Source organism: Nitrosospira briensis, from assembly GCF_900115125.1.
Lineage (GTDB): Bacteria > Pseudomonadota > Gammaproteobacteria > Burkholderiales > Nitrosomonadaceae > Nitrosospira > Nitrosospira briensis_A.
In genome coordinates, this window is the sequence record NZ_FOVJ01000001.1 from 1,042,421 (window position 1) to 1,056,057 (window position 13,637).

15 protein-coding genes and 1 pseudogene are annotated in these 13,637 nt (G+C 49.4%); 4 read left to right on the plus strand and 12 right to left on the minus strand.

What is annotated here, in order from left to right:
* Positions 1–85 precede the first annotated feature (85 nt).
* The 4 genes from BMZ14_RS04720 to BMZ14_RS04735 all read right to left on the minus strand — a co-directional run bounded on the left by BMZ14_RS04720 (position 86) and on the right by BMZ14_RS04735 (position 4,259).
* Entirely contained in the window at positions 86–1,285 is a 1,200-nt protein-coding gene (locus BMZ14_RS04720; RefSeq protein ID WP_143071883.1) for a nitroreductase family protein, read from the minus strand.
* Positions 1,282–2,121 carry a ThiF family adenylyltransferase gene (locus tag BMZ14_RS04725; protein WP_074795137.1) on the minus strand — a complete coding sequence of 280 codons (840 nt, stop codon included), beginning with the start codon at positions 2,119–2,121 and terminating at the stop codon, positions 1,282–1,284. Before BMZ14_RS04725 ends, BMZ14_RS04720 begins: the two co-directional genes overlap by 4 nt.
* Before the next feature lie 158 nt (positions 2,122–2,279).
* Positions 2,280–3,173, minus strand: coding sequence for an N-acyl amino acid synthase FeeM domain-containing protein (locus BMZ14_RS04730; RefSeq protein ID WP_256208390.1), 894 nt, complete (start codon positions 3,171–3,173; stop codon positions 2,280–2,282).
* A 444-nt stretch (positions 3,174–3,617) separates the two neighbouring features.
* Positions 3,618–4,259 carry a helix-turn-helix transcriptional regulator gene (locus BMZ14_RS04735; RefSeq protein ID WP_074795138.1) on the minus strand — a complete coding sequence of 214 codons (642 nt, stop codon included), beginning with the start codon at positions 4,257–4,259 and terminating at the stop codon, positions 3,618–3,620.
* Positions 4,260–4,554: 295 nt separating this feature from the next.
* On the opposite strand from BMZ14_RS04735, the gene BMZ14_RS04740 reads away from it, so the two are divergent.
* Positions 4,555–5,007 carry a hypothetical protein gene (locus BMZ14_RS04740; RefSeq protein ID WP_074795140.1) on the plus strand — a complete coding sequence of 151 codons (453 nt, stop codon included), beginning with the start codon at positions 4,555–4,557 and terminating at the stop codon, positions 5,005–5,007.
* A 60-nt stretch (positions 5,008–5,067) separates the two neighbouring features.
* Here BMZ14_RS04740 and BMZ14_RS04745 read toward each other — a convergent pair whose 3' ends face one another.
* The 3 genes from BMZ14_RS04745 to BMZ14_RS04755 form a co-directional block, all read right to left on the minus strand.
* Positions 5,068–5,850: an N-acyl homoserine lactonase family protein gene (locus tag BMZ14_RS04745; RefSeq protein ID WP_074795141.1), complete on the minus strand. Its 783-nt coding sequence runs from the start codon at positions 5,848–5,850 to the stop codon at positions 5,068–5,070.
* A gap of 90 nt (positions 5,851–5,940) precedes the next feature.
* The gene (locus BMZ14_RS04750; protein ID WP_074795143.1) at positions 5,941–6,189 is read right to left on the minus strand and encodes a hypothetical protein; all 249 of its coding nucleotides are present in this window, start codon (positions 6,187–6,189) and stop codon (positions 5,941–5,943) included.
* Positions 6,190–6,646: 457 nt separating this feature from the next.
* Positions 6,647–8,008 carry a hypothetical protein gene (locus BMZ14_RS04755; RefSeq protein ID WP_083396624.1) on the minus strand — a complete coding sequence of 454 codons (1,362 nt, stop codon included), beginning with the start codon at positions 8,006–8,008 and terminating at the stop codon, positions 6,647–6,649.
* Positions 8,009–8,216: 208 nt separating this feature from the next.
* Here BMZ14_RS04755 and BMZ14_RS15600 point away from each other — a divergent pair.
* Positions 8,217–8,378 (plus strand): annotated as a pseudogene (locus BMZ14_RS15600) (IS3 family transposase); the annotation flags it as partial.
* 55 nt (positions 8,379–8,433) lie between these two features.
* Here the strand turns inward: BMZ14_RS15600 and BMZ14_RS04760 are convergent.
* From BMZ14_RS04760 to BMZ14_RS04770, 3 genes are all read right to left on the minus strand, one after another.
* A complete protein-coding gene (locus tag BMZ14_RS04760) occupies positions 8,434–9,069 on the minus strand; it encodes a C39 family peptidase (RefSeq protein WP_083396625.1) in 636 nt (211 codons plus the stop codon).
* 77 nt (positions 9,070–9,146) lie between these two features.
* Positions 9,147–9,575, minus strand: coding sequence for a hypothetical protein (locus tag BMZ14_RS04765; protein ID WP_074795145.1), 429 nt, complete (start codon positions 9,573–9,575; stop codon positions 9,147–9,149).
* Positions 9,576–9,792: 217 nt separating this feature from the next.
* Positions 9,793–10,137 (minus strand): hypothetical protein, encoded by a 345-nt coding sequence (locus tag BMZ14_RS04770; protein ID WP_143071885.1) that lies wholly within the window; start codon positions 10,135–10,137, stop codon positions 9,793–9,795.
* 763 nt (positions 10,138–10,900) lie between these two features.
* On the opposite strand from BMZ14_RS04770, the gene BMZ14_RS04775 reads away from it, so the two are divergent.
* Positions 10,901–11,242, plus strand: coding sequence for a hypothetical protein (locus BMZ14_RS04775; protein WP_074795149.1), 342 nt, complete (start codon positions 10,901–10,903; stop codon positions 11,240–11,242).
* Positions 11,243–11,563: 321 nt separating this feature from the next.
* On the opposite strand, the gene BMZ14_RS04780 is transcribed toward BMZ14_RS04775, so the two are convergent.
* Together BMZ14_RS04780 and BMZ14_RS04785 are read right to left on the minus strand one after the other, a co-directional pair.
* The gene (locus BMZ14_RS04780; RefSeq protein WP_074795151.1) at positions 11,564–11,992 is read right to left on the minus strand and encodes a hypothetical protein; all 429 of its coding nucleotides are present in this window, start codon (positions 11,990–11,992) and stop codon (positions 11,564–11,566) included.
* Positions 11,993–12,049: 57 nt separating this feature from the next.
* Positions 12,050–12,370: a hypothetical protein gene (locus BMZ14_RS04785; RefSeq protein WP_074795153.1), complete on the minus strand. Its 321-nt coding sequence runs from the start codon at positions 12,368–12,370 to the stop codon at positions 12,050–12,052.
* Positions 12,371–13,197: 827 nt separating this feature from the next.
* Between BMZ14_RS04785 and BMZ14_RS04795 the strand changes: the two genes are divergently transcribed.
* Positions 13,198–13,539: a hypothetical protein gene (locus BMZ14_RS04795; protein WP_074795157.1), complete on the plus strand. Its 342-nt coding sequence runs from the start codon at positions 13,198–13,200 to the stop codon at positions 13,537–13,539.
* The last annotated feature ends 98 nt before the right edge of the window (positions 13,540–13,637 follow it).

Below are 13,637 nucleotides of genomic sequence, written 5' to 3' on the forward strand. Positions count from 1 at the left end.
TGTGCTTAATCAGAACAGTAATGTATTCGGAACCTTAATGTTTTTTCCGCACACGTTATCGGAACCGAGGAGCTTGACAAGCTCATCAGCATTTGGAGGAATGATATTCTCTGACAAGCATCAACGCTTTTAGGGGAAGCCGCTCTGATCTGACTGTTGGAGATGGCCCTGCACCGATCCTGCCCATGAACACGGCATGGCTGGAATCGGCTCCAATAAGTTGATTTACCGAGGTTTCAATTTTATCCGCTTCTGCTTTCTTCTGTTTCGATTTTGTGAAAGGAACACGATTCCGGGCGTAAGTTGCAAATATCAGGGGCGTCAATTCCGGCTGCATGAAGAGTCCGAGCTTGGTCAGTGTCAGCCAAAACCGTTGCACTGCACGTCCAGCATCAATGTAGTCATCGATGCTTTCCGGCTCGCGTTCGGCGAGAATAACAAAATGTGCCGAGCACGCGATTCCTGGAATCAGATCCATCTGGATGCGAGGCGCAAGCGTACCTGCCAAATAGGTGTTAAAAAACTCGACACGCTGCCAACTTTCCATCACCCATTGCATAAGACGCAAAGTCAGCGGGTCCAAGCCCAGCGTTTTCGCCGGCACCCCCTCTTCTCCCGTGTTGTTACCCCATTTTATAATCTCGCGATGTACCTTGTAGGCCTCCGGCATGGTGAGCCGTAATTTTGCATTGCTGAACATCAGCAATGCAGTCTGCCACCGCTTAGCAAAACCTTCCAGCCATATGATCCGGAACCTTTCGCCGATCGAGGAAGCCAGTGCTGCCTTCTCGATTGGTGACAGCCTGCGTGAACTCATGGGACGGCGCTGAACCATTCGCGTTTTGATATAAGGAACAAGCGGATCAGCATGGATCTTCGGGCAGGGAATGAAATGAACATCAAAAATCAGGCTGGTTTCGGGGTTTTGGGGTGGATGAGCACGACGCTGGGCATTCATTTGAAAACCGTAAGAACTGGATGCTATAGCTATTGTTTCCAGCAATGCGCCCAAGGAGATTTGGCTCCCGTGTCCATCAAGGTCATAAACGCAGCCTTCGCGAGTGTCATAACCGTGTATGACGAGGTGTCTTTCGTCAATAATCTCGAACCACCATGGCTGCGTGTTATCACCGCTTGGCGCCCAACGGGCAAGGTCAAGAATTTGTTCGATCACAGTCGAGGGGGAAGTTTTTGAGTGCTTTGCCGAAGAAAATGAAGAAGCCTTGTCCCCTGATAATCTTTCCGGCAGGGCGGCTGAATTTCCCGTGTCCTTTTCCAGTTTCATGTTGATGGTGACCCCCCATCCTGAAGAGAGCTGGATATCCCGTGACCGTCTGTATGCGCGAGTTTATTGCTGTAAGCATCGAAGTGAACACCATGAGGAGCAGAAAGTACTTTTCCCCGGTTAAGCAGTATTTTGAGGGCCTCGGTAGCGGCGATGCCTGCACAAAGCTGACCTCCTATAATTGTTGACGGTCCGCGTTTTTCCTCGAGGCTTAAAGTACTGGAATCCACCAGGGAATCTTTATGAAGGCCGCTGGGCGTCAATCCATGTAGAAAGCGTTGCGCTTTTTCCTCTTCTGGCAACTCGCCAAATTGAAAGTACTCTTCAAAAGTCATTTTGCCCGGTAGAAAATTTAGAAGCGCAGCACCCATCCCAAGAGGCGCGACTGTAATCGCTGGTATTTTGAGATTACTGCAGGCAAGGAAGGTTGCTTGACGAATTGAAAGGGCGAAAAAATCGAGTCCGTCGACATATAAATCGACGTCTTTAAAGAATTCGGACAAGTTATCTTCAGTAACACCGGCGGGAAAAATATCAATGTGCAATTCTGGATTGATATCTCTGGCCATGGCTGCCAGCACATCGGTTTTGGGCTGCCCCAGGCTTGACATTGTGGCCCCGATCTGGCGATTGAAATTCGCCAGTTCAAACACATCAAAATCGGCAATATGGAAAGCTCCTATGCCTAGCCGAGCTAGCGTCAACAGATGAACGCCCCCTACACCACCCATGCCAGCAATGGCTACCTTTTTTTGACGAAGGATATTCTGCTCTTGATGAGTTACCCAGCCAATATTGCGGGAAAAGGCTTGCTGATAGGAAAAATGGCTGGTCACTTTATGCCTGAGCGGAGGGGCATGATGAAACAAAATAAACAGTTGAAAGCATTAGGACCCGTTCCCAGTTTAGATTACGGTATCTCTCGTATTTCGTACAACGCTGATCAGTAAGAATGCGAAGCTATCCGGATCAGAAGAAAAAAGTGCGATGCTTATCAGGTCCTTCCGGTTTTAAGTCTGCCAGCAATACCTAGTTCGTCCTTCTGGGGAAAAAAGAATGGATATAACGACCGCTCCCCGCCATGTTTTTCCATCAATCCCCCGAATTTTTCTATTTTTGTCGCCATATAGCCCAGCTCTAGTCTGAGAAGAACAGCAGGAGCGTTGACCCGGGTACAAGTCCTTTCTTTTCCAAAGGTCTTAAAACCAAGCATTCTCTTGTAAAACATGACATGTCTTGGATTAACTTCTACCAAGAAATCTGTGAGACCAAAGATATGCTGCGCATAAATATAGGAAATATGAATCAATGAAGCAAATACTCGCTGAGGCACGTTATCATCCAGAGCCAGGCGGGAGGGCTCCAACAATCTGCGCCCCTGTGCGCGCAACTCATCCAGCTTGTCTTTAAAGTTCTCATCCGCCGGCAAACCCATGTGTCCATCCAGACAAAGCGTTATCGTTCCGACGGTCCGCCCCCCGGTATCCGCGGCGAGGGTTATTCTGTTTGGCTCTTTCTCAGAGGGAGGAGTAACTGAATACCCCCGCCAGCTATACCTTTTTTTGACTAACAGACTGGCTGCTTCACGCCGACCTTCCGAATTGACCATCCGAATATGGAAAACCTGGCTGTCAATCGGGTGCTCATAAACTGTGTCCGCATTTGACTCTGCTATAGATAAATTCTTCAATCGTTGAGGAGTTTTAACGGAGACTATCGCAAGATCGTCTTGTGGCATATAAATCGGCCGAGTGATTAGGCTAAGGTGGTTTTCGTGAAATGCGTTCATCTGTCTATCCCCTCTGAAAATAGTTTTCTCAGGGGTAAGAGCAAGAACCATGCCACGCTTTATATCACCGTGAATCAACAAGTTGATAATCAGAATCATTCAAATGTGTCTCTCCAGGGCGACAATTAAAAGCATATTCGCTGCTACTAATTTGATTTCACTCATCAAACCCATGTTGCCGATATGCGACAAAGCTTGTAAGGGAGCTGGAAAAGCCAAGACGTAATGTTTGAAATAGAGCCCGACCACCATCGGTATTTTCGAGAATGCACAGGGACTGCCCGAATACCGATACTTCCGCCTGTCCTGATGCATGGGCCGATAAGCTCTTTAAAAGACCTAACGGCAATGGAACGTGCGAGTTTAGCGGCTAGAGAAGAAAATTTATCAGAACAACAATAAATTGGATAAAGCATATCACCGCCGAACCGGAGTCTTGCTTTTTGCGATGAGCAAGGGGAATGTGCATGGCGCAATAAACGTACAGTCAAAATCGGGAGTGGGACAAAACGGGAAAAAAAGGCAAAAAAAAAGGAGTAGAAGCTACTCCTTTTTAGGCAGGAACCTGAATCGACATAATTGCCCGCCGCGGGCCATACATTCATGTTGCTCAACCTTGCTGTCGGTAAAGGTTTCCATGAGGCCCTTGTCAAGATGGCAGATGTCGAGATCTTTAACCGCCATCTGATGAAACACGCAATTATCCGCCTCGATCACCACCTCACCCCCAGGCAACGTTGCATTTTTCGCGCTATAACCCAGCTGATCCATTACTTCGGCTAGCTTCTCGACCTTTTCCTGCTGGGTTTGCAACTCCGGATATTGGCTACGTATCTGGCGGGCCATGCCTGCCCCGATGTCTGACAAGCGCTTGCCCATGTTTTCTGCTCCCTCTTCACGCTGTACGGATGCAAGAACCAACTGGGCAAGCCAGGAGTATTTTCTCGGAAAGCTTTCTTGACCGAGCTCGGTAAGGACATAAAGTTGTTGCGGACGCCCACCCCCCGAAGGCCGTGTCATACCGGCAGTTACCAACCCCGCCCCTTCAAGCGACGAGAGGTGCTGTCGAACTGCGTTTCGCGTAATCTCGAGCCCTTTCGAAAGCTCATCCACGCTCATACCGGGCCTGGTTCCGCGCAGCAATTTAAGTAACTGCTTCTGACGTTCACCAATTGTATTAAGCATTTGGTTATACCTCCGTTTCCCCTGATCTATTAGAAATGGCAAGCATTATCAATTATAGAACATTTATAGCTTACCACCTCGCGTTAAGACACTTTTCACATAAAAAAGTTGACAAATTATGTCAACTTTTATAGAATTCCTCTACGATCGGTTGATGTTTCAATGTGGTTTTCCCTTCGTTGAAAAGCCCGATTTCGCTTCAATCCGCTTGTTCTCCCTCCTACTTCACTGATTTCAATATATTTTTCCGTTCTTTTTGCTATTGCTTCATCCCGAATTTTAAGGAAAGCGCTGCATGAAAACAAGGAAATTTTTTGCCGTTTTATCCCTCGGATTGTTGGGCGCCTGCGCTCAGATGAGTCCGCACGAAGCAGTTCAGAACACGAATATTCGCAAGGCTGCCCAAAATGCCAGGACACGCATCGACCATAATGCCTTGACCAAATATTTTGAAGGTGCAGCAAGGGAAATGCAGGCAAAAGCGAAAGAGCAAAAACACTTGCTTGAACACTACGAGAAAAAGGGCTACCTCTATGGGCGGCAGGCCCAGGATTTGAAGTCACATACTGCGGCTTTGCTTCGTAAGTATAAAGCAAACGCAGAGGAAAATATAAAAGAAGCTGCCGCTCACCGGCAAATGGCGCTGGAGCAGGCAAACCGTGAGCGTGATTTCGCTGCCCGGGAGGACCAGATGGTGGGCGCAGAAAAGCGACGATCAAACCCCAAACAGGATTTCAGCGGGCTATAACACGACTGACAGCAAGTACGCTGATTCAACGCACCTCATCCTCGGCCTGCGTCCGGCTTTTCAACCCACCCACGCAGGAAATTGCGGCAGGTTCAGGAAAAAATTCATATCGTGGTTGGGCCAAAGCTGAGCCCTTTCCTTCCGCGCCAGAGTCTTCAGCTTGCGAAGACTTGCCAGTGCCAGTGCTTCGTTCTCCTGCCAGCAATAGCCTGGAGCGATTTCCTCCATTAGATTCTCGCTAAGGTCGGCCGCATCTCCACACAGAATGACGGGCTGCCCTTTGCTCAATTCGAGAAACAGCGACATGTGCCCGGCCGTATGTCCGGGGCTGGCAATAGCGCGGACTCCCGGGGTCACAAGGTATTCTCCAGTTTGTATCGTCCATTGATCCGCATTCCTCAGCTCATCGGCGAAAACACCACTATCCGATCCGGTACAAGCAGCGGCCAGTTCATCGGCCTGGATATGTACCTCGCATCCCGGCAAATCGCAAAGCCCACCGGCGTGATCGAAATGCAAATGACCGATAAACACGACGTCTATGTCGGATGGACCTAAACCGAGTTGGGCTAGGTAGTGGGGGATGCGCTGCTCTTCCCTGGCATCCGGCGGTTCGACTTGAGGACGCATGGGGTCATAATACTTCCTGCGCAAGCGCGGATCAGCCAGCTTGCGGTAGTCGCAACCCACGTCATACAGAATCCGGCCGTTTGTCGTCTCAATCAGATACGCGAGAATCGGCGCATCAATAAATTTGCCGTGGCCACGGTTGCGCGTCGAAATTGTCTTTTCGTAACGAATCGTCGCGGTGAGCAGCGGCCAAATCTTCAGACCGCGAGACATGGTAAGTTCCTTTGTTGTAATCAAAACTTGCGGATCCGCAAGCAAGCTTATTAAAACACCCCCGCCTAAAACACCCCTGCCATTAAATCGCTAGTGATGGCCGGACTCGGAGTCTGACGTTACAGTTGCGCCTGGGCTGTGCATCATGCCGGATATCAGGTGAGCCGAAAAATTCATCGCAAAGGGTATCAGCAGAATAGCCGCCAACGTCATCAACAAGGCAGCATTAACACTGATTCCAATTTCTCCACGCGCAACTTTTTTGAATATCGATACAATCAGCCAAATCAGTCCTAACAGGACTGCGGAACTGATGATTAGAAAGCTACTATCGGTCATGACTTACTCATTGGCTTGGCTTATATAGTATCGCAACCAGCCTGGCTCAGGAAGTCTGCGGCTCAAACCGAGCCGGAGCAAACGGTGGGGGAACTGCCTGGGACGGTCCGTTGCCCCGCGCCTGTGTCGCTTTTCGCAATACTATGGCCATCGGAGCGTTTATGAAACCTGTTTACGAACTCCCCCGGCTGCGCGGGGCGCCCCATTATCTGCGACAGCGTTCTGAACTTCATTGGTTGCGATCCTGTACTCCTCCATCAGCCCCAGCATCCGGCAGTTGCCGCGCCCCGGCCGATATGCTGGAACCTGCCGTCCTGGCTCTGGCCTACAGTGCGAAAGCAGGTAAAGACTGCCGGCGGAAAGCAATTTGCAGCGCTCCGTCAACTTGGAGATGGTGAACGAGTGGAGGAGAATGGCAGTCCTGGTATGGTGCGCCGTTTATAGGGGATTCGCGACTTTAACTCCCCCACTTTCTAAACGGTACGGCAAATCTGAGTGGGATCGCCACATTGATAAAATAATCAGGAGAATGTTTTGTTAAGCCAATACCGGCTGTCGCCGAGAAAAATAACGACTTGCCAATAATGGACGAAGCACCGAATGTAAATATACTGCTGATCGTATCGGTCCCAGGGATTGAGCTGTTAAATACTCTTGTATTACCTATATAACTTTGCTGAATACCCAGGCTTAATGAAGTTTGTGGGCTTGCAGCAAGCGTGGCGCCCAATGTTAATCCATACACATCCCCTGGCTCGATCCCGTCTTTTTTAAAAGTTTTCCTGTAACTCACTGTGCTCGTAAAAGCTAATGGGTCCTGACGCTTGAGTGCGGTTGCTGAAAAAATCAACTCGTTGAAACTGGGTAGCGTAGCCAGGCCACTGGTAGGCGCAGCCAAGCCAGCTGCTGAAGTAGTATTAAACGTTTGTTGTTTGCCGGTATCTGTATCCCAGGTTATCCTGCCAACGATATCCGGCAGCCAGGCGCTTTCTCGCAGCAAAGTCTTTGCAAGGCCGACACGAATATCGCCAAACATAACAGTGGTATTTTCCGTTTCCCGATTAATAATTCCTATAACATTCGATGCATTGATCACCCCGGCTGGTATGCTGAGTTCTGCCTGAGTTCCGAAAGGCAGGCCGAACCTGGAAAAAATACCAACCTCGAAATGGTTACGGCGATTTTGAGTTTCGGCAACAGCACCTATGTTGCCCTCTGCATCCCTGAGCAAGACTGACCCTTCATTATTAATACGGGCATAACTTACATAGGGTTGAATTTCTGCCAATCCAAATGGCAACAGCAATGCGCCTGTCTGGACCAATGTGCGTTCGAGCGCTCTTTCTGCCGCCTCCTCATCTACTTCAAAAGTCCCGGGGCCGGTTGTGCTTTGCGCTACCGCAGCGGGAGGTGTTTGTGTGGTGGCGCCATTTCCGGCAGGTTGCTGGAAAGGTGGATCGGCAGCCGTTTTGGTCGGCGACACAGCCGGGGGTTGGTCGGCAACGGTTTTGGCTGGTGGCAAAGCTGGGGATTGGTCTGTACCGGCGCTGGCCGGTGGCGCTGCGGGAGGTTGAGCAGCCCTTGTAGACTCAGAAACCTTCGGCATGCCGCCTACACGGTGTTCGAGTTGCTGCACCCGGCGTTGAAGATCTGAAATTACCTGATCGCGCTCCTGGAGTTTTGTCATCAGTTGATCGACCAGGGCGGCTTCCGTTACCTGCTGCGCCCGGATACTGGAGGGAATGACAAGAAAAAGACTGGCACTTATTAATAAAATTTCTTTAATCCGATTCCTTTTCGATCCATCTATTCTTCTCATTTCCCGTCTTCCAGAGCACCGCAGGCGCAGAAGCTTGGGCCAGAAATTAAAAGCTGTCGAGGTGTCACGTCAGCGTCATATGACCGTGACGTAGAAATATCGTGCTCTACGCTTATTATTTCACTGGAGAAACTCATTGCGGAGGCCGGAAAAGAAGCGAAGCGGTGCGCAGCGACGCGGCAGTGGCTCCGGTGGCATGACGTAAACATTCGTCGAAACCTTCAGACGGGATTATGTTTATGTACACGATCGTCCTATGCAATAGGTATGACAGCTTGACCAATGGTTCGAGGATTACAATAACCGTACTCATGCGGAGCTCAAGATGAAGCCACAGAGAAAACCCATTGGCAGAACTGCGATGACGTAAGCTCTCACTGTCAATTCAATTTCTCCAGCCAATTTGAAATCGGGATTCTCACAATTTACCGAAACATAACAAATTCATGTGCTTTTGGTTCAAGCTGATTAGGAGTTGAAACACCATCCGTCCGGGCGACCACAAATCCAACTCTCCCGATTTGCGGAAAATCTATCCACGCATTTTCGAATTGCTCGATCAGCAATGTACGGTTACCCCATGCTGGATCGGCGAGTAATACACGGTTACCTTTTATTCCGCGAAAAATGACAAAATGGTTATATCCCAACAGATTGACAGGGATAATAATAGGTGCTTTCTTTATCAAGCTATCAAGCGTGAGCTTGCCATAGCCGATTCCTTCGTAGCCGCGTCCATCTGCATAGCGTTTTAAATCAAGTAAGGAAAACCCCTGGCGAATATTAACCAGTACAGGATTCTTTATGTATTCTTCCCTTCCCATGAGGGACGTGGCTACCTGTTTCTCGGTGACCATATCCTGATGCTGGAAGTTTAACAAAGTCGTTAACGCAGCGGCCCCGCAGCTGAGATCCCACTGCTGTATCACCACATTTTCCCGTCGCATTTCAAGAAGAGATTTAACTATTCTCGCATGTGCCAGGTTCGCAACACCTATGGCCAGAGTAGCAATACAGATTAATTTCAGGACTCCAGGATAAATGGCCCGGCACCGTTGCATACGGCCCCTCCCCTTCTTCTGGTTAACCTTTGGTATTTCTGGAAAGACTATATGGATCTTTGCAGTTCTACTACTCGCTACCTCAAGGGAATGTCAACCGCGATAATCGTTGTAACTCCATGCGACGAAGAAAACCACAGGCGATCATTATCCTTAATTATGCTATTTGCAATCACTATGTCCCCCTCGGCATAATACGCAGTCTCAACACTGGTATCGCTGCCTGAGCCGCAACAGGCGTACGCATCGGCAAAACCTAATCCTATATCGACAATGTCTTTAGGTGTGCCGATGACGTTCGTTGAGGTGCTCGTATGAGTGTGTGTGTTGGAGCCCTCTGCAGTAGCGAAAGCGCCCATCCCAACGGCGACGGTGCCCGCCGTGACAGTATCCATTTGCATTCCTGTCAGTCTCATCGGCTCCGCAGCCCATAAGACTGCTGATTTCATCAGGACGGCGAAGACTACGGCGCAAGGCGCCAGAGGTGAAAGTAAAATTGTTTTCATAATCCCGCTCTTGCCCCTGGTCAGTTGATGTTATGTAAGTGCGTAGCCACGTAATGCAAGTAATTAGTGAGTGCCTCCGCAAAAAGGGCTTGACGATTCCTTTAGCGCTACTGCAGTTCTTCACGTCGCGTTTAATTACGCTAGACCACGCCGCTGTCGGCCTTTCCTAGCAGCCCCAAGCACAACAACGTCTGATTACTGTCCGTAATTAACTTGATTAATCCAATAAATGTCTCAATAAGTCTGTCGGGTCAAATCTTGTGTTATTAAGAAAGGGAAAGACCCCGACAGCGGCAAAAACACTGCCCGGGTTACAACAGGCGGCTGCCATCACAGTTTCCGGATTGGGGGTTATCGAAAAATCGATGCTTCTCGAATAGCTGGATCCGGTGCCAAACGCGTAGGCGACAAGCGTCAGATTGCCCGCGGTAATATTATCCATTTGCGGTGCTGTCAATTTCGTTGGCTCCGACTGCTTCATGGCTGTGGGTTCTGCCTTAGCGACGGAAGTGATCGCAGCAAAGGCAAGAACTGAATATACGAGAGAGATCATTCTCATCACGTTTTTCTCCTGGAATCGTAGAGTTAAAGTAGGTAACACCGCTCTTTCTTCCCAATGCGCTGGAATTTCCCGTATTTTGCTGTTGCCATTGTTTCACGCAAAATAGAGTAGCGAATCGATACTAATGCATGGTCTTCCCTTTGAAGATACCCTTTTAGTTGTATATGACCTACTACTTTCAGATGAGAAAAGGTCGATTCACGACGCGACACTTCAAAAGACCTGCATGAAAGAGCCGTGTATTGAATCGCCTGAATTTTGGGCAGGCTCAACGTCCAGGAAATTGAAGCCTAAAAAATCAAACAAGTTTCGCCGGGGTAGACGAGCACCCGGGCGTATTTGTGCTCAAACACCGGTCACGCCTCTGTAAGCAACAAGCAACGACAGGAAGCAATGTTCGCGGGTACAGTCAAGTGATGTCGGAGGACCCTGATAGGAGGCTCGGACATGAAAGTTCAGTGCTGCCCGGTTGCCGGCAACGAAAGTTGGCTCGTCAAGTGCCCCGCCAAGTGGGGCTTGGGCGATCAATCCTTCACTAAAGGAGTAGCAAGGAAGCGTTAGGGTATCCCCCAATACTCTTTTTGGCGTATTGATAATAACCTGAAGTTGAATGAACGATTTGCGGATTGCCGGTATTGCGCGATACGGACATAGTTTGCCTCAACCGGCCAAACCAAATCCATGGGCACGTACTCTCGAGCATTGGCCGGCCTCTCGAGGCAAGTGTGCCCTTTAGTACTACCTTACTTCAGGAGAAAACATCATGAACGCAAAAATGACCTCTTTCTTTGCTGGTATTGCTTTACTCTCCAGTATGGGCATTGCCAATGCTGAAGAACGGCTAACCACGGCTGCCATGGATGGTGTCACGGCCGGCTGGTACGACGTTTCTTTCACCAAATATATTAATACCAACGTAAACGCCTACCTTGACGTGTACAAGGATGTTAATTCGGACGTATACGTCGATGGAAAGCTCGCGGACGCAGAGGCTGCTGCTTCCTGCTCGGCGTACGACTGCTTGACCGAAACTCTCACCGTTACCAACACAAGCTCTTACGGACCGACGACTTCCTATAGCCAAAGCCTCTCCGCTACCAACTAGAATTGTTGAAGCAGTAGTGACTCAAGGCGGGTTGGCGAAGATTCAGTAAGCCCCATGCCTCGCCATGGGGCTTACTTCACGCCAGTCAGTATAAGGATGAAAGCTGGATTGGCGAATCCGAACCCGCCTTTTGCGGATGGCCAGAACCATACTGCCGCGATGCGCGATTGCGCGCCGCATCATTCACGCAACTGTGAGATCCAAGGAAAGCTGCCAGGTACGATGACCTTACGCTTCATCATAGTTTTTCTGATATGAACCTTTATAATGCTCTCCTGCATTCAGCATTCATAAGCAGTTATCTTGTTTGATTTACTCCACCTACTGGGAAGGAACGTCCACCGCGATGACTGTTGTAACTCCATAGGAGAAAGAAAACAGCGGAGTGCTGGCATCATTAACAGTGCTATGTGCAATGACTTTGTCCCCCTCAGCATAATATGCAGTCTGAACGTCGGTGTAAGTGCCAGAGCCGCAACAGGCGACCGCCTCCCCGAAACCTAGCCCTATATCAACAGTGCCTGTAGGCGTGCTGAAAGCGCTTGTTGAGGTGCTGCTATAAGTGTATGCACTGGAGCCGTCGGCAGTGGCCAAAGCGCTAACTCCTACGGCGACGGTGCCAGCTGTCACGGCATCCATCTGCGCGCCCGTCAGTCTCGCCGGTTCCCCAGCCCATGCGACTACCGACTCCATCAGAACCACGAAGACCACGGCCCCAAGCGCTAGAGGTGAAAGTAAAGTGATTCTCATAATTTTGCTCCTACTCTCTCGATTAGCGTACAGAGTCGGCTTACGCCCGCAATTAACTTAATTAATTTGATATATGATGGGATCTCTGGGGATGACTACCACATTGGTATAAGTGGTGTCGGCACCACAACAGTCTACCGTTATCGAAGTCTCGTCACTGGGGGTTATCGAAAAATCAGCGGCTCTGGAATAGATTGATTCAGTACCGGTACCGGACGCGTAAGTAGTAACCGTTACGCTGCCCGCAGTGATGTTATCCATCTCTGGTGCTGCCAATCTCATTGGCTCTGGCTGCTTCATGGTTGTCGGTTCTGCCTGAGCGACCGAAGCCATCGCAGCAAAGGCGAAGGCTGAACATGCGAGAGAGATTATTTTCATCTCGGTTTGTCTCCTAAAAATGTAGAGTTAAAATAAAGTTGACTGCCTCTTGCTTCTCGATGCGCCAGGAATTTCTCTCATTTTGCTGTTTCCCCGTTTCGCGCAAGCTTGCACAGAGCAGCAAACCGATATTAGCGCGCCATCTTCATTTTGTAGATTCTCTTTTAGTTGTATATGAGCTACTGCTTTTAGATTGAGAAGGGGGCCAATTGACGATGGATCGCCATTTAAGAGCAAATATCTCGAAATCGCCTGAATTTAGAGAAGGCTCAAACGTCCCGGAATTAAAACATAAAAAATCAAACAATTTTCTCCGAGATAGACAAGTGCCCGTGCACACCCGCGCTCAACACTGGATCACGCGTTGTAAGCGGCTAGCAACAACGCGGTTGTGTAAGTCTGCTTATCCTTGAGATTGCCTGCCCGTAAAAGTGGAAGGCACATTGCAAAGCGAGGTCACAGTTTTACTATGCAGCGACACGCTCTCGTGCGCGGGGAATGCAGGGATCTCATCAACCAGCTTTACGTGGACATCAGAGTTTATCTGGGGCGAAGACAACTGTGCCCCGCTCGGCGCGATTGAAGGAATCCATCATCCACCAAAGGAGTAGCAAGGAAGCGTTAGGGTATCCCCCAATACTCTTTTTGGCGTATTGATAATAACCTGAAGTTGAATGAACGATTTGCGGATTGCCGGTATTGCGCGATACGGACATAGTTTGCCTCAACCGGCCAAACCAAATCCATGGGCACGTACTCTCGAGCATTGGCCGGCCTCTCGAGGCAAGTGTGCCCTTTAGTACTACCTTACTTCAGGAGAAAACATCATGAACGCAAAAATGACCTCTTTCTTTGCTGGTATTGCTTTACTCTCCAGTATGGGCATTGCCAATGCTGAAGAACGGCTAACCACGGCTGCCATGGATGGTGTCACGGCCGGCTGGTACGACGTTTCTTTCACCAAATATATTAATACCAACGTAAACGCCTACCTTGACGTGTACAAGGATGTTAATTCGGACGTATACGTCGATGGAAAGCTCGCGGACGCAGAGGCTGCTGCTTCCTGCTCGGCGTACGACTGCTTGACCGAAACTCTCACCGTTACCAACACAGGATATTACGGACCCTCGACTTCCTATAGCCAAAGCCTCTCCGCTACCAACTAGAAAGTCGTGAAAAAATCGACGCGCCTTTTGCCGTAGAACGATTATTGTTGAAGCAGTAGTGACTCAAGGCGGGTTGGCGAAGATTCAGTAAGCCCCAT